Here is a 15286-nt window from a genome sequence, read left to right as displayed (position 1 = left end):
TCCGGGTGATAGGCGTCCGCCCCGTACTCTGGTGCGCATGTCCTCACGCTCGTCCTCGCCCTCCGGGCGCCCCCCGGGCCGTCCCGCCGGTCGCGTGGCGTCCCACCTCGCGGTCATGGCTGCCGTCGCGGTCGTCATGGGAGTCCTCGTCGCCTGCCTCGCCATCCCGTTCGCGGGCCTGGTCGGCGTGGCCGCCAAGGACGTCAGCAAGGGCATGGTCAACCTCCCCGAGTCGCTCGAGGCGAAGGACCTGTCGCAGAAGACGCGCATCTACGACGTCAACGGCAACCTGATCGCCTCGCTCTACGACCAGAACCGCATCAACGTGCCGCTGGGCTCGATCTCGCGGCCGATGGTCAAGGCGATCGTCGCGATCGAGGACTACCGCTTCTACGACCACGGCGCCCTCGACCTCAAGGGCACGGTCCGCGCCTTCGTCACCAACCAGGCCAACGGCGGCTCGGTGCAGGGCGGCTCGTCGATCACGCAGCAGATGGTCAAGCAGACGCTGCTCTACCAGGCGGAGACCGACGAGGAGCGCAAGGCCGCGACGGAGGAGACCTACGCGCGCAAGATCCGCGAGCTCCGCTACGCGATCGCCTTCGAGAAGAACCACAGCAAGGACTGGATCCTCGAGCGCTACCTCAACATCGCCTACTTCGGTGACGGTGCCTTCGGCGTCCAGTCGGCGGCGCGGCACTTCTTCTCCAAGAACGCCAAGGACCTCAACCTGCTCGAGTCGGCGACGCTGGCCGGCCTCGTGAAGAACCCCGTGGGCTACGACCCCGTCGACAACCCCGAGCGTGCCGAGGGCCGGCGCAACGTCGTCCTCGACCGGATGGCGCAGCTCGGCATCCTGACCGAGAAGAAGGCCGAGCGGCTCAAGGGCAGGCCCCTGGCGAAGACGCTCGACATCGAGACCTCGCCCAACGGCTGCCAGCAGTCGCGCGCGCCGTTCTTCTGCGACTACGTCGTCAACTGGCTGCTCAAGGACCCGGTGCTCGGCGACACGCCCAAGGAGCGTCGCCGCACGCTGAACAACGGCGGCCTGACGATCAACACCACGATCGACCTCGACATGCAGAAGGCTGCCGACGACTCGGTCGCCTCCCACGTCTACCAGACCGACCAGGCCATCGGCGGCCTGGCGATGATCGAGCCCGGCAGCGGTGACGTCCGCGCGCTCGCCCAGTCCCGCCCGATGGGCAAGGACAAGAAGGGCGGGGAGACCTACCTCAACTACACCGTCCCGAAGAAGTACGGCGACGCCAACGGCTTCCAGGCAGGATCGACGTTCAAGCTCTTCGTCCTCGCCGCCGCCATCAACCAGGGCATCCCGCTGAGCACGAGCATCAACTCGCCGCAGACGATGCACTTCGACGACTGGGACTTCGAGACCTGCGACGGCCCCTACGCCGGCGACCAGATGGGCTGGGACCCGCAGAACTCCACCGGCGCCGGCACGTACGACCTCTACAGCGGCACCCAGCACTCGGTGAACACCTTCTTCGCCCAGCTCGAGACCCGCACCGGCATGTGCGAGCCGCTCGAGCTGGCCAAGCAGATGGGAGTCAAGGTGCCCCAGGCCCAGCAGGTCCCGTCGTGGATCCTCGGCGTCTCCGACGCCGACCCGCTGACCATGGCGCAGGCCTACGCCACCTTCGCCGCCCGCGGCCTGCACTGCGACCCACGTCCGGTCACCCAGGTGCTCGACTCGTCCGGCGCGTCGCTCAAGGACTTCGCCAGCCAGTGCGAGCAGGTCATGCCCGGCGCGACCGCCGACGCCGTCAACGACATCCTGCGCGGCGTCATGGAGCCCGGAGGGTTCGGTCAGAACATCGCCATCGACAAGCCCTCTGCCGGCAAGACCGGCACCAACAACAGCAACATGGCCGTGTGGTTCGTCGGCTACACCCCGACGCTGGCCACGGCAGCCATGGTCGCCGGCGCCAACGAGTTCGGCGAGTGGGAGACCCTCAACGGCCAGGTCGTCGGCGGCAGCTACATCAGCAGCGCCTTCGGCTCGACCGTCGCCGGCCCGATCTGGGGCGAGGCGATGGCCGCGGCGTCGGCCAAGCTGCCCTACGAGGACTTCCAGACGCCGCCCGGCGACGAGATCGCCGGCGTGCTCAGCACCGTGCCCGACGTGGCCGGCCAGAGCGTCGAGGCCGCGACCGCGGCGCTCCAGGCCGCCGGGTTCACCGTCGCCGACGGGGGCCAGGTCAACTCCGAGACCGGCGCCGGCCTGGTCGCCTACACCTCACCCGAGGGCGGCGGTCAGCTCAGCAGCGGCGACACGGTGACGCTCTACACCTCGACCGGCTACGTGCCCCCGCCGCCCTCCGCGGGCAACAGCGGGAACGGCAACGGCAACGGCAACGGGGGCGGCCGGGGTCGCGGCAACGGCGGCGGCCGGCGCTGAGGCGTCCCCCGAGGGGCCTCAGCCCAGCTGCTTGCGCACCTCGGCCGCCACGGCACCTCCGTCGGCACGACCCTTGACCTGGGGCGTCACGACGCCCATCACCTTGCCCATCGCGCGCATCCCCTCACCGGCCGCGCCGGTCTGCTCGATCGCGGCGGCCACCAGGTCGGCGATCTCGGCGTCGCCGAGCTGGGCGGGGAGGTAGTCGGCGATCACCTCGCCCTCGGCGGCCTCCTTGGCCGCCATCTCCGTGCGGCCGGCCTCCTGGAACGCCACGGCCGCCTCCCGGCGACGCTTCGCCTCGGTGGACAGGACGCCGATGATGTCGTCGTCGGAGAGCTCGCGGGCCTCCTTGCCGGCGACCTCGGCGTTGGTGATCGAGGTCAGCACCATCCGGATGGTCGAGGAGCGCAGCTCGTCACGCGCCTTGATGGCGGTGGTCAGGTCGGCGCGGAGACGGTCCTTCAGAGCACTCATGAACACCATTGTGGCAGCCTTGGCGAATGCCTTTCCTCCCCGTCGTACGCCGCACGCTCGGGCTCGGGACGCTCGCCGGTGCGGGCCTGGCGACGTACGCCGCATGGGAGGCCCGGCAGTACACCCTCCGCCGCGTGACCGTGCCGCTCCTGCCCGCCGGACACGCTCCGCTGAAGGTGCTGCACCTCAGTGACATCCACATGGCACCCGACCAGCGCGCCAAGCAGGAGTGGCTGCGCGGTCTCGCCGACCTCGAGCCCGACCTGGTGATCGACACCGGCGACAACCTCGCCCACATGCGTGCCGTGCCCGTCGTCGCCGACGCCCTCGGCGGACTGCTCGACGTGCCGGGCGTCTACGTCCTCGGGTCCAACGACTACTACGCGCCGGGCATGCGCAACCCGCTGCTCTACCTGCTCCCCGACACGGGCAAGCGCAACACCTCGACGCCGCAGCTGCCGTGGCCCCGCCTCAAGGAACGCTTCGCCGAGGCCGGGTGGCTCGACCTGACCAACGGCTTCGGGTCGCTGACGGTGCGCGACACCACCATCGCCTTCGCCGGCGTCGACGACCCCCACCTGGCGTTCGACGACCTGGAGCGCGTCGCCGGACCGGCCGACGCGACGGCCGACGTGCGCCTGGCCGTGGCCCACGCGCCCTACCTCCGCGTCCTCGACCAGTTCGCCGCCGACGGCTATGACGCGATCATCGCGGGCCACACCCACGGCGGCCAGGTGTGCCTCCCGGGCGGCCGCGCCCTCACCACGAACTGCGACCTCGAGCCCGCCCGCGCCCGCGGCCTGCACCGCCACCCCGCCGACTCCGCACCCGGCGACGACGGCTCGGCCTGGCTCCACGTGTCGGCCGGTCTCGGCACCAACCCGTACGTCCGCTTCCGGGTGGCGTGCCGTCCCGAGGCCACCCTGATGACCCTCGTCCCTGCTTCCTGAGCTCTCGCCGCCCGGGCCTTTCCACCCGCCCCCGGTTGTGGTGGTGTGGGACCAGCGAGAAGGGAGTGCCGGCGTGCCCGAGCTGATGGTCGACCTCATCGTGTCGCTCGACGGCTGCGCGGCCGCGGACGGCTGGCCTGGTCTCTGGGGCATGGGTGGGCCGGACTACTACGCGTTCCTCGGCGAGCAGGAGGAGCACACCACGCTGATGGGCGCGACCACCTACCGGCTGATGTCCGGGATGGCGGAGGAGGAGCCCGAGGCCATCGCCCAGCTGGCGACGATGGACAAGATCGTCTTCTCGTCCACGCTCCGCGACCCGCTGGGCTGGGAGAACACCCGGCTCGTGGCCGCCGATCCGGTCGAGGCGGTCCGTGGCCTCAAGGAGGTCGGTCCACTGCCGCTGCGCACCCTCGGCAGCCTCACGCTGGCCCGCTCGCTGCTCGTCGCGGGGCTCGTCGACCGGTTCCGGCTGGTCGTCTTCCCCGTGATCAACGGAGCCACCGGACGGGACCGGGTCTTCGACGGCTATCCCGACGTCCGCCTCGAGCTCGTCGAGAGCCGTACCTTCGACGGTCGCCTGCAGCTCCTCGACTACGTCCCCACCGTGCTCGACCGCCCGCCCCTCTCCTGAAGGAGCCACACGTGCCACTCGTCCGGGTCCACAACTTCTCGATCTCGCTCGACGGCTTCGGCTCCGGCGAGCCGCAGTCGCTGGAGTCGCCGTTCGGTCACGCGGGGCAGCGGCTGCACGAGTGGATGTTCGCCACCACCTTCTGGGATCCCGAGGCCGGCCAGCACGGCGTCGACGCCGTCTTCGCGGCCCGCCACGAGGTGGGCTTCGGTGCGGAGATCATGGGCGCCAACAAGTTCGGCCCGCCCGGGTGGCAGGACGACGCCGACTGGCAGGGGTGGTGGGGCGACGAGCCGCCCTTCCACACGCCGACGTACGTCCTCACCCACCGTCCCCGGCCGTCGCTCGAGATGGCCGGCGGGACCACCTTCCACTTCCTCGACGCCTCCCCCGCCGAGGCGCTCGCCGTCGCGCGCGAGGCGGCCGGCGACCTCGACGTACGCCTCGGCGGCGGAGCGTCCGTGGTGCGTGACTTCCTCGCCGCGGGCCTCGTCGACCACCTCCACCTCGTGGTCGTGCCGATCGTGCTCGGCCGGGGTGCCCGGCTGTGGGACGGCCTCGAGGCGCTCGAGGACACCTTCGACATCGAGTCGGTGTCGTCGCCCAGCGGGGTCACCCACCTCACCTTCACCAAGCGACGCTGAGCCGGTCCCACCGAGCCGGGGCGATTTCGGCAGCCCCCGACCGCTCCGGTATGCTCGCCCGCGTTGCCCGGACTGGAATTCTCGGTCCGGGCGGCGGGCTGTGGCGCAGCTTGGTAGCGCGCCTCGTTCGGGACGAGGAGGCCGCAGGTTCAAATCCTGTCAGCCCGACCACCGGAGCTCCCGGACCCCAGAGTGGGTCCGGGAGCTCCTGTCATGTGGCACTGTGCCCCTCATGGCCGACGACCGTCCCCCGCTCGAGATGCCGTCCTTCTCGCTGCGGCGCAGGAGGAAGGTCGCCGACGAGTCCACTCCCCCGGGTGAGGTCGAGACTCCGGCCCCTGTGGTCGTCCGGCCCCCTCCGGCGCCAGAGCCCCGACCCGGCCCCCGGAGGCTCCCGTCGGTGCAGGTCAGCGGCCTGGCCGCGGCATCCCTGACCGGCGTCGCCGTCGGCGGTCTCGCCGTGTTGCTGGCGTGGCTGGCCGGGGTCGGCTGCGAGGCCGTGCGCGGCACGTCGGCGTGCGGCGGAGGCCCCGGGCTGCTCATCCTGGTGGTCGTCCTCACTGTGCTGACCTGGGCCGGCAGCCTGCTGCTCCGCGTGCTCGGCGTACCTCACGCCGGCTCCACCAGCCTCCTCGCCGTCGGCATCCTGGCGGTGCTGGTGCTGGTGTTCCTGCTCGGCTCCCTCGACGAGGGGTGGGCGCTCGTCGCGGTCCCCGTGGCGTCGGCGATCGCCTACGCCGCGTCGTGGTGGGTCACCACGGCCGTCAGTGACGACGACCCGGCGGCGGGCACCTCCGCGCGCTCGTCGTCGTACGACGTCCGCTGACGGGGCGGGGTTGTCAGGCTCTCCCTGAGGTTGTCAGGCCGTGCACGGGCCGACAACCTCAGCGATCCCCGGTCGACCGGGGATCGCTGGACAGAGCGGAGGTCAGCGCGCGGCGGCGATGAGCTCCGCGATCTGCACGGTGTTGAGGGCGGCACCCTTGCGCAGGTTGTCGTTGCTGATGAAGAGCGCGAGACCGCGGTCGCCCGGCACGCCCGGGTCCTGGCGGAGCCGGCCGACGTAGGACGGATCCTTGCCGGCCGCCTTGAGCGGGGTCGGCACCTCGTCGAGCTCGACGCCGGGCGCCGAGCCCAGGATCTCGCGGGCCCGGGCCGGGGTCATCGCCCGCTCGAACTCGGCGTTGATCGCGAGCGAGTGGCCGGTGAAGACCGGCACCCGGACGCAGAGGCCGGAGACCAGCAGGTCGGGCAGGCCGAGGATCTTGCGCGACTCGTTGCGGAGCTTCTGCTCCTCGTCGGTCTCGTTGAGGCCGTCGTCGACGACGGAACCCGCCATCGGCAGGACGTTGTAGGCGATCGGCTCGACGTACTTCACCGGCTCGGGGAACGCGATCGCGGAGCCGTCGTAGGCCAGCTCGCGCGCCTTGTCGCCGGCCGCGGCCACGGCGTTGGCCAGCTCGTCGACGCCGGCGACGCCGGAGCCGGAGACCGCCTGGTAGGACGACACGATGAGGCGGGTCAGGCCGGCCTCGTCGTGCAGCGGCTTGAGGACCGGCATCGCGGCCATCGTCGTGCAGTTGGGGTTGGCGATCACGCCGCACCCGGCCTCGATGACGGCCGCCATCGCGTCGGGGTTGACCTCGGAGACCACGAGCGGGATCTCCGGGTCCTTGCGGAAGGCCGAGGAGTTGTCGACGACGATCACGCCGGCCTCGACGAACTTCGGCACGAGCGCGCGGGACGTCGTCGCGCCGGCGGAGAACAGCGCGATGTCGAGCCCCGCCGTGTCGGCGGTCTCGGCGTCCTCGACGGTGATCTCACGGTCGCCGAACGGCAGCACCGTTCCGGCCGACCGGGAGGAGGCGAAGAAGCGGACCTGGTCGGCCGGGAAGTCACGCTCGAGCAGGATCTGGCGCATCGCGACGCCGACCTGCCCGGTTGCACCGACAATCCCTAACGAGACCATGAAGACTCCAATTCGGCACGGGGTCCCCGCGCGGTTGTTTGCGGAGGAGCGCAGCGGGGGAGCGAAGAACCGGGTGGGGTGTGCTGGCCGGTGGCTCCGACGATGCCGAGGTTGACCTTCGCGCTCATCGACCGGTGCCTCCGTAGACCACGGCCTCGACCTCGTCGGCGTCGAGGTCGAACGCCGTGTGCGTCGCGCGTACGGCGTCGTCGACGGCGTTCTCGTCCACGACGACCGAGATCCGGATCTCGGAGGTGGAGATCATCCCGATGTTCACACCGGCGGAGGCGAGCGCGGCGAAGAACTTCGAGGTGATGCCGGGGTGCGAGCGCATGCCCGCGCCGATCAGCGAGACCTTGCCGATCTGGTCGTCGTAGAGCAGCTTGTCGTAGCCGACCTCGGCCTGGATGCGGGCCAGCGCGGTCATCGCGACCTGGCCGTCGCTGCGGGGCAGCGTGAAGGAGATGTCGGTGAGGCTGGTCGCCGCGGCCGAGATGTTCTGCACGATCATGTCGAGGTTGATCTGCGCGTCGGCCAGGGCCTCGAAGATGCGGGCGGCCTCGCCGACCTTGTCGGGCACGCCGACGACGGTGATCTTGGCCTCGCTGCGGTCGTGGGCCACGCCGGCGATGATGGGCTGTTCCATGGTGTCTCCCTCACTGGGACCGGCTGGTGCGGGGTTGAGCTGCGGGTCGTTGACGACCCAGGTGCCTTCGAGCTGGCTGAACGACGACCGGACGTGGATCGGGATGCCGTAGCGGCGGCCGTACTCCACGCACCGCAGGTGCAGGATCTTCGCGCCGCACGCGGCCAGCTCCAGCATCTCCTCGTAGGAGACCTTGCTGAGCTTGCGGGCGCTGGGCACGATCCGCGGGTCGGCGGTGAAGACCCCGTCGACGTCGGTGTAGATCTCGCACACGTCGGCCTCGAGGGCGGCGGCCAGCGCCACCGCGGTGGTGTCGGTGCCGCCCCGGCCGAGCGTGGTGATCTCCTTGGTGTCGGCCGACACCCCCTGGAACCCCGCCACGATCACGATGTGGCCCTCGCCGATCGCCTGGGTGATGCGGCCCGGGGTGACGTCGATGATCTTGGCCTTGCCGTGGACCGAGTCGGTGATCACGCCGGCCTGCGAGCCGGTGAAGGAGCGCGCGGTGTAGCCCAGGTCGCTGATGGCCATGGCGACCAGCGCCATCGAGATGCGCTCACCCGCGGTGAGCAGCATGTCCATCTCCCGCGCCGGAGGCAGCGGCGAGACGCCGTTGGCGAGGTCTTCCAGGTCGTCGGTGGTGTCACCCATGGCGGACACCGCCACGACGACGTCGTGACCGGCCTTCTTGACGTCCACGATGCGCCGGGCGACGCGCTTGATGGCGTCGGCGTCGGCGAGCGAGGAGCCGCCGTACTTCTGCACGACAATGCCCACGGTTGGTCCTCGGGATCGGTGTGCGGCCCTCAGCGGCCGCGGAGCTCTGGCGTGCCCGTCGGCGCCGTTGCCGACAGGCCACCGCCGATTCTACGGGCGCGCGACCGGGGCGCTCCCGAGCATCTCATCCGCGACGGCCACGGCGTCGGCGTCGGCCTCGAAGTCGGTGTCGAAACGGTCGTGCGCGACGACGGTCAGCAGCGCGTTGAGCGCCGCACCGGCCAGGTTGCCCCAGTTGTTGACGTAGGAGAACTGCCACCACCACAGGGCCTCGTCGACGTTGCCCGCGCGGTAGTGGCGCAGGCCGTTCTCTAGGTCGATGGCGATCGAGGCCAGGTCGTCGGAGAGCCGGCTGACGACCACCTCCGGGATGTAGGGGTCGAAGACGAAGGAGTAGTCGTCGACGCCCTCGAGCATCTCGGCCAGCCGCAGCCGCAGGTCGTCGATGTCGGCCTCGGGCCCCACGTCGGGCTGGAACTCCTCGCGCGGCGTGAAGTCGTTCTGGGCGCCCATCCGGGCACCGGCCAGGAGGACCTGGCTGATCTCGAGGAGCAGCAGCGACACCGCCTGCGACCCGTTGCCCTCGCGGGCGATGGCGCGCAGTGCGAGCAGGAAGCTCTCCACGGAGTCGGCGATCTGCTCGCCGAACACCCTCTCGTCGGTCTCGGTCATTCGGCTGATCTCCTTCCGGCGAACGCTCGTCCGAGCGTGACCTCATCGGCGTACTCGAGGTCACCGCCCACAGGCAGTCCACTCGCCAAGCGGGTCACGCGCAACCCCATGGGCAGGAGCAGGCGCGTGAGATAGGTCGCGGTGGCCTCGCCCTCGAGGTTGGGGTCGGTGGCGAGGATGACCTCGGTGACCGTGCCGTCGGCCAGGCGCGGCATGAGCTCCTTGACGTGGAGCTGGTCGGGGCCGATGCCGTCGATGGGCGAGATGGCGCCGCCGAGGACGTGGTAGCGGCCGCGGAACTCGCGGGTGCGCTCGATCGCGACGACGTCCTTGTACTCCTCCACCACGCACAGGACGCTCGGGTCACGGCGCTCGTCGCGGCAGATGCGGCACTGCTCGTCCTCGCTGACGTTGAAGCACGTCGAGCAGAACTTCACCCGGGCCTTCACCTCGATCAGCACGTCGGCGAGACGGCGTACGTCGGTGGGCTCGGCCTGGAGCAGGTGGAAGGCGATGCGCTGCGCGCTCTTGGGACCGACGCCCGGCAGGCGGCCGAGCTCGTCGATCAGGTCCTGGACGACACCTTCGTACAACGAGGCCCCTCAGCCGAGCCCGGGGAGACCGGGCATGCCGCCGCCTCCGCCGAGACCCTCGGTCAGCGGGCCGAGCGAGTCGCCGGCCAGCGCCTCCGACTTGGCGCGGGCGTCGCGGTAGGCGGCGACGATGAGGTCGGAGAGGTCGGACAGGTCGTCGGGGTCGGTCCCGTCGAACTCGCCCGAGCGGATCGTCACGCCGACCAGCTCGCCGACACCGTTGGCGGTGACCGTCACGGCACCGCCCGCGACGGTGCCCTCGACGGTCTGCTGGGCGAGGTTGGCCTGCGCCTCCTCGAGCTGCTGCTGCATCTGCTGCGCCTGCTGGAGCAGGGCGTTCATGTCGAAGCCGCCGCCACCGAGGGCGTCGAAGGGGTTCTGGGTCATCGGGTCTCCCGCTGCAGGTCTGGGGTGGGGTTGGGGCCGGTCATCGGGTCAGTCGTTCTTGATCTCTTCGATCAGCTTGGCGCCGAGCGTCTGGCTGAGCAGCGACTCGGTGTCGATGGCCGCGGAGTCGGCGTCGGGGTCGTCGGGGTCGACGTCGTCGTCGGCGGAGCGCACCGGGGCGGCCGGCTCGGCCGGTCCCCCGGCCCGGGCCGCCTCGAGCGCCTCACGCGCGGGAGCGGCGGAGACCGGCGGCGGGGCTGCGGGAGCCGACGACGGGGCGGCGTCGCCGGTCACCCACGACGGCGGGCCGTCGGGCGCCTCCTGCGCAGGGGCGCCCGGAGGTCCGGTCGGCGCCGCGGCGGGGACCGAGGGTGCGGAGTCGGTGGCCGCCTGGCGGATCACCGGCGCCTCCGCGGCCGCACCCGACGGGTCGACGATCGACTCGACGCGCCAGTCCATCCCGACGACGTCGATGGCGGCCTGGCGCAGGATCTCGTCGCAGCCACCGTTGACGAAGGAGTCGCGGGCGCCGGCGTTGGCGAAGCCGACGGTCAGCCGGACTCCGTCGACGTCGACCACGTGGGCGTGCTGCGAGAGCACCATCCAGGCCAGCCGGCGGCGGTTCTTGGTCTGCTCGAGGATGTCGGGCCACAGGCGGCGTACGTCGACCAGGCTGAGGCCGCCGCGCGGACCAGCTGGTTGCTCGGCCACCGGCGCGTCGGGCCCGGCAGCGGCGGCGGCCGGTGTCGGCGCCGGCTCGGCGACGACGGGTGGCGCCTGCGGCGTCGCGGGCTGCTGCGACCCCGGCATCGGCGGGGGCGGCGGCGGACCGTCGTCGCGGGCGGGTGAGGCGGGCACGCCCGTGGGCGCCACCGGCATCGGGGGCGGCGGGACCGGCTCGTCGCCTCGGGGTGCCTGCGGCGCCGACGACGGCGCGGCCCCGGGTGCGGCTTCGGGCGCGGACTGGGGAGCCGCCTGGGGGGCGGCGGGGGGCGCCGCCTGCGGAGGAGCCGACGGTGCTCCGGACGGCGCCGGGGCCGCGGCAGGGGCGGCCGGTCGGGACGGAGCGGCGGCTGCGGCGGGCGCCGGGGCTCCGGTCACGTCCATCCGGCGCTCGAGCCGCTCGAGGCGGGCCATCACGCCGTCGGCGGTGTGGTCGGCGCCCGGCAGCAGCACGCGTGCGCAGAGCAGCTCGAGCAGCAGGCGGGGCGCGGTCGCGCCGCGCATCTCGGTGAGGCCGGCGGCCACGATGTCGGCGGCCCGGCTGAGCTCGATCGCACCGAAGCGCGCGGCCTGGGCCACGAGGCGCTCGCCGGCGTCCTCCGAGACGTCGATGAGCCCGGTCGCGGGAGCGTCGGGCACCGCGGTGACGATGACGAGGTCGCGCAGCCGGCGCAGCAGGTCCTCGGTGAAGCGGCGCGGGTCCTGCCCGGTCTCGACGACCTTGTCGACCACCGAGAAGACGGCCGCACCGTCACGGGTGGCGAATGCCTCGACGACCTCGTCGAGGAGCGAGTCGGGCGTGAAGCCGAGCAGGTCGGTCGCCACCTTGTGGGTCACCCCGCCGGGACCGGCGCCACCGAGCAGCTGGTCGAGCACGGAGAGCGTGTCACGCGCCGACCCGGCGCCGGCACGCACGACGAGCGGCAGGGCGGCGGGCTCGATCGCCACGCCCTCCTCGGCGGCGAGCTGCGACAGGTAGTCGCTGAGCAGCCGCGGCGGGATCAGCCGGAAGGGGTAGTGGTGGGTGCGCGAGCGGATGGTCGGCAACACCTTGTCGGGCTCGGTCGTGGCGAAGATGAACCGCAGGTGGGGCGGCGGCTCCTCGACGAGCTTGAGCAGGGCGTTGAAGCCCTGCGTGGTGACCATGTGGGCCTCGTCGATGATGTAGACCTTGTAGCGGTCGCGCACCGGGGCGAAGAACGCCTTCTCGCGGAGGTCGCGGGCATCGTCCACACCACCGTGGGACGCCGCGTCGATCTCGATGACGTCGATGGAGCCCGGGCCGCCGCGCGCGAGGTCGCGGCAGCTGTCGCACTCGCCGCACGGGTCGGAGATCGGGGCCTGCGCACAGTTGAGCGCGCGGGCGAGGATGCGGGCCGAGGTGGTCTTGCCGCACCCGCGCGGTCCGGAGAAGAGATAGGCGTGGTTGACGCGGTTGGCCGCCAGCGCCGCACGCAACGGCTCGGTCACGTGGTCCTGCCCGATGACCTCCTGGAAGGTCTCGGGCCGGTAGCGGCGATAGAGCGCGAGCGGTGACTCCACGTCGTGAACCCTAACCGTGCCCACCCACAGCGACCACCGTGGGCGACCTGCTTCCGACGCGGCCGGGTCCGGACATGAAGAGGCCCCCCACGCACCCGTCAGAGCTCACTTACCCTTGCTGCCTTCCGGCCCTGGGGGAATTGGGCGAGGTGACGCCGCGTGGGGGGTTGGCCGGGAGTCTAGGCGAGGCCCGGACGGCCACCCAAACCGAGGGCTCGGCGGGCGATTTCACCGGCCGCCGGACCGACCGGTACTCTCCTCGGCGGAGGTATCGCCTAGTGGCCTATGGCGCTCGCTTGGAAAGCGGGTTGGGTTAATAGCCCTCGGGGGTTCGAATCCCCCTACCTCCGCCACACACGTTGGCCCCGCACCTGCTGGTGCGGGGCCTTCGTCGTACGCCGGTCAGCGCAGCTGGGCCTGGAGGCCGTAGCGCCACTCCTCGGAGATCAGCAGGCTCCCCTGGCCGAGCCGTCGCTCGACCGCGTCGACGAGCATCGCGGACGCCTTCTCGGGGTAGACCCGGTCCCACGACAGCTCGGCGCGGTGCTCGAAGACCTGGTGGATGACGCTGGTCATCAGGTCCTTGTCGACGGGCGGGGCGAGGAAGTTGCTGCCGGCGAGGAACGTCTCGGAGCGGTCGGACCCGAAGCGCAGGGTCACGCACGGCACCTCGAGGACGTTGGCCTCCTCGACGATGGAGCCGGAGTCGGTGGCGATGACGGCGCACATGGACATCGCGGCGACGACGTCGAGGTAGCTGTCCCACACGGGCGTCGAGATCAGCGCGTCGCCGTACCTCTCCTCGAGGTCCTGGAGCCACTGGCGGCGGCCGAAGTTGTCGATCGCGGCCTCGGTGCCGAGCAGCCGGATGAACAGCACGTGGTGGCCCTGCTCGAGCAGCGCCTCCATGGCGTCCATCAGCAGGTTGAAGCGGTCGCGGTTGGTGGTGTTCTCGCGGCGGTGGACGCAGAAGCGCAGGAAGGACCCGTCGCCCATCTGCGGGAACTTCTGCAGCACCTGGTTCCTGTCGCTGCCGGCGACTGCCTGCGCGAGCGCGTCGACGACCGAGTTGCCGACGACGTCGATCGCGGCGGGCGCGAAGCCCTCCTCGATGAGGAACTCGCGGTTGAGCTCGACGGGGGCGGCGTGCAGGTCGGAGCCCGCGTCGGCGACCCGGGTGTTGAACTGCTCCGGCGACGGCTCGCGGCTGCCCTTGGCCCAGCTGGCGCGGTCGATCGACTGCTCACGGAACGACGCCCAGTCGAGGTCGGCGCCCTGCTCGAGCCAGCCCTTGAGCACCTCGGGCTTGGGCGAGAGCGTGCGCAGACCGGCTTCGACGTGCACGAGCGCCTGCCGCTCGCCGAAGGTGGCGAGGGCGCCGGCCATGGCGGTGGTCGTGTCGCCGTGCACGTAGGTGATCGGGAAGCCGCCGCGTTCGGCGAAGCCGCGGAGGTACTGCGCGAGCTTGGCGGTGATGCCGGAGACCAGGTCGTTGACGCCGCCGCGCACCTCGAGGTTGATGTCCTCACGGACGCCGAACTCGTCGAGCATCGACTGCGAGAGGTTGTGGTCGTAGTGCTGGCCGGTGTGGCACAGCACGACGTCGTGGCCGCGGTCCCGCAGCTCGTGGTAGATCGGCGCCTGCTTGATGATGTCGGGCTTGGTGCCGACGACGACGATGTGCTGGCTGTTYTCGTGGGACATGGGTTCCTTCGGGTGGAGCGTGCTGGACGGGGACCGCGGCGGCGCGGTCAGAGGAGGTCCTCGCGGCTGCTGGCCGCGAGGAGCGAGCGGAGCCGCTCGAGGATGCCGGCGTCGAGTGCCTTCTGACGGTCGAGGACGTACACACCATCCTCGTGCGTGACCACGATCAGACCTCGCGCGCCGAGCGTGACGACCGGTCGGCCGTCCATGCTGGCGACGAGCGTGTCCTCGGCGTCGAGCTGGAGCGCGGGACCGATCGAGGTGACGCGCTGGTCATGCAGCACCCGCTCGAGGCGCGTCCAGGTGCCGACGTCGGTCCACCCCAGCTGCCGCGGGACGACGAGGCACTCCATGCCGGCCCACATCAGCGGGTAGATCTCGTGGCCGCCGATGGCGGCGCCGCGGTATGCCTTGTCGGACGTCGCACCGCGGGCGAACCGCTCGATGGACTCGAAGATGAGGGGCAGGGCGGTGCGGTAGGCCTCGCAGGCCCGCCCGACGCGGACGCCGTAGCAGGCGGTGTTCCAGAACAGGTTGCCCGACTCCCCCAGCTCGCTGACGATTTCCTCGTCGGGCTTCTCGTGGAAGGAGTCGATCACCTGCACGGCGTCGTCGCCGCCCTTGGTGTGGATGTAGCCCAGGCTCGCGTCGAACCGGGTCGGCTCCGCGCCAAGCACGACCATCGACTCGGGAGTGCGCTCGAGCTGCGCGAGCATGTCACGGGAGGCCGCGTTGAAGGCGTCCTCCTCGGTGATCAGGTGGTCCGAGGGTGCGATCAGCGCCGGCGCGTTGCCGTACTTGTGGAAGAGCGTCGCGACGCTCAGGGCGAACGCCGTCGCGGGGCCGGCCGGGTCCTCCTCGAGGATCAGGTTCTCCGGCGGCACCGGGCCGAGGGTCGCCCGGGCGGCGTCGGCGAAGCGGGCACGCGTCGAGACGTGGATGCGGCTGGGGTCCACGATCTCGCTGAGCCGCTCGATCGTGCCGGTGAGCAGCGGACGGTCCCGCACGACGGGCTGGAACTGCTTGGGGGCACGGTCGCGGCTGATCGGCCACAGGCGCGAGCCCTGGCCGCCGGCGAGGATGACGGCCACGGGCGCGTCTGACGTGTCAGGCATGCCTTGATTCCATCACGGGAATGGGCGTCCG

At 71.4% G+C, this 15286-nt stretch carries 14 protein-coding genes, 2 tRNA genes and 1 other RNA gene; 7 read left to right on the top strand and 10 right to left on the bottom strand.

Annotated features, from left to right (window positions below):
• Positions 1–37 precede the first annotated feature (37 nt).
• Positions 38–2422, top strand: coding sequence for a transglycosylase domain-containing protein (locus tag AC1DP1_RS07690; protein ID WP_477506362.1), 2385 nt, complete (start codon positions 38–40; stop codon positions 2420–2422).
• A gap of 18 nt (positions 2423–2440) precedes the next feature.
• On the opposite strand, the gene AC1DP1_RS07685 is transcribed toward AC1DP1_RS07690, so the two are convergent.
• Complete coding sequence (locus AC1DP1_RS07685; protein WP_477506361.1) at positions 2441–2899, bottom strand: GatB/YqeY domain-containing protein; 459 nt, start codon at positions 2897–2899, stop codon at positions 2441–2443.
• Positions 2900–2925: 26 nt separating this feature from the next.
• Here AC1DP1_RS07685 and AC1DP1_RS07680 point away from each other — a divergent pair, with 26 nt between their 5' ends.
• The 5 genes from AC1DP1_RS07680 to AC1DP1_RS07660 all read left to right on the top strand — a co-directional run bounded on the left by AC1DP1_RS07680 (position 2926) and on the right by AC1DP1_RS07660 (position 5953).
• Positions 2926–3849 (top strand): metallophosphoesterase, encoded by a 924-nt coding sequence (locus AC1DP1_RS07680; protein ID WP_477506360.1) that lies wholly within the window; start codon positions 2926–2928, stop codon positions 3847–3849.
• Between the two features lie 73 nt (positions 3850–3922).
• Entirely contained in the window at positions 3923–4483 is a 561-nt protein-coding gene (locus tag AC1DP1_RS07675; RefSeq protein WP_477506359.1) for a dihydrofolate reductase family protein, read from the top strand.
• A gap of 11 nt (positions 4484–4494) precedes the next feature.
• Entirely contained in the window at positions 4495–5127 is a 633-nt protein-coding gene (locus AC1DP1_RS07670; protein ID WP_477506358.1) for a dihydrofolate reductase family protein, read from the top strand.
• A gap of 94 nt (positions 5128–5221) precedes the next feature.
• Positions 5222–5298: transfer RNA gene (locus AC1DP1_RS07665), tRNA-Pro, on the top strand.
• A 61-nt stretch (positions 5299–5359) separates the two neighbouring features.
• Positions 5360–5953, top strand: a complete 594-nt coding sequence (locus AC1DP1_RS07660; protein WP_477506357.1) for a hypothetical protein — start codon at positions 5360–5362, stop codon at positions 5951–5953.
• Positions 5954–6055: 102 nt separating this feature from the next.
• Here the strand turns inward: AC1DP1_RS07660 and AC1DP1_RS07655 are convergent, their stop codons facing one another.
• The 7 genes from AC1DP1_RS07655 to ffs all read right to left on the bottom strand — a co-directional run bounded on the left by AC1DP1_RS07655 (position 6056) and on the right by ffs (position 12605).
• Positions 6056–7096 (bottom strand): aspartate-semialdehyde dehydrogenase, encoded by a 1041-nt coding sequence (locus AC1DP1_RS07655; protein WP_477506356.1) that lies wholly within the window; start codon positions 7094–7096, stop codon positions 6056–6058.
• 124 nt (positions 7097–7220) lie between these two features.
• The gene (locus tag AC1DP1_RS07650) at positions 7221–8519 is read right to left on the bottom strand and encodes an aspartate kinase (protein ID WP_477506355.1); all 1299 of its coding nucleotides are present in this window, start codon (positions 8517–8519) and stop codon (positions 7221–7223) included.
• A gap of 90 nt (positions 8520–8609) precedes the next feature.
• Complete coding sequence (locus AC1DP1_RS07645) at positions 8610–9191, bottom strand: DUF5063 domain-containing protein (protein WP_191194127.1); 582 nt, start codon at positions 9189–9191, stop codon at positions 8610–8612.
• Positions 9188–9784: a recombination mediator RecR gene (gene recR, locus AC1DP1_RS07640; RefSeq protein WP_191194126.1), complete on the bottom strand. Its 597-nt coding sequence runs from the start codon at positions 9782–9784 to the stop codon at positions 9188–9190. The genes AC1DP1_RS07645 and recR overlap by 4 nt, the downstream gene beginning before the upstream one ends.
• A 9-nt stretch (positions 9785–9793) precedes the next feature.
• Positions 9794–10171 carry a YbaB/EbfC family nucleoid-associated protein gene (locus AC1DP1_RS07635; RefSeq protein ID WP_191194125.1) on the bottom strand — a complete coding sequence of 126 codons (378 nt, stop codon included), beginning with the start codon at positions 10169–10171 and terminating at the stop codon, positions 9794–9796.
• A 48-nt stretch (positions 10172–10219) separates the two neighbouring features.
• Positions 10220–12436, bottom strand: a complete 2217-nt coding sequence (locus AC1DP1_RS07630; protein ID WP_477506354.1) for a DNA polymerase III subunit gamma and tau — start codon at positions 12434–12436, stop codon at positions 10220–10222.
• A gap of 78 nt (positions 12437–12514) precedes the next feature.
• Positions 12515–12605, bottom strand: an RNA gene (gene ffs / locus AC1DP1_RS07625) — signal recognition particle sRNA small type.
• 95 nt (positions 12606–12700) lie between these two features.
• Here ffs and AC1DP1_RS07620 point away from each other — a divergent pair.
• Positions 12701–12789, top strand: a tRNA-Ser gene (locus AC1DP1_RS07620).
• Between the two features lie 49 nt (positions 12790–12838).
• Here AC1DP1_RS07620 and AC1DP1_RS07615 read toward each other — a convergent pair.
• Together AC1DP1_RS07615 and AC1DP1_RS07610 are read right to left on the bottom strand one after the other, a co-directional pair.
• The gene (locus tag AC1DP1_RS07615; RefSeq protein WP_477506353.1) at positions 12839–14140 is read right to left on the bottom strand and encodes a UDP-N-acetyl glucosamine 2-epimerase; all 1302 of its coding nucleotides are present in this window, start codon (positions 14138–14140) and stop codon (positions 12839–12841) included.
• Positions 14141–14187: 47 nt separating this feature from the next.
• Positions 14188–15255: a sugar phosphate nucleotidyltransferase gene (locus AC1DP1_RS07610; protein ID WP_477506352.1), complete on the bottom strand. Its 1068-nt coding sequence runs from the start codon at positions 15253–15255 to the stop codon at positions 14188–14190.
• Positions 15256–15286: the final 31 nt, after the last annotated feature.

Source organism: Nocardioides sp. P4_G10 (genome assembly GCF_056401175.1).
Note: the sequence above shows the minus strand (reverse complement) of the source record. Positions and strands in the feature narration are given on the sequence as shown.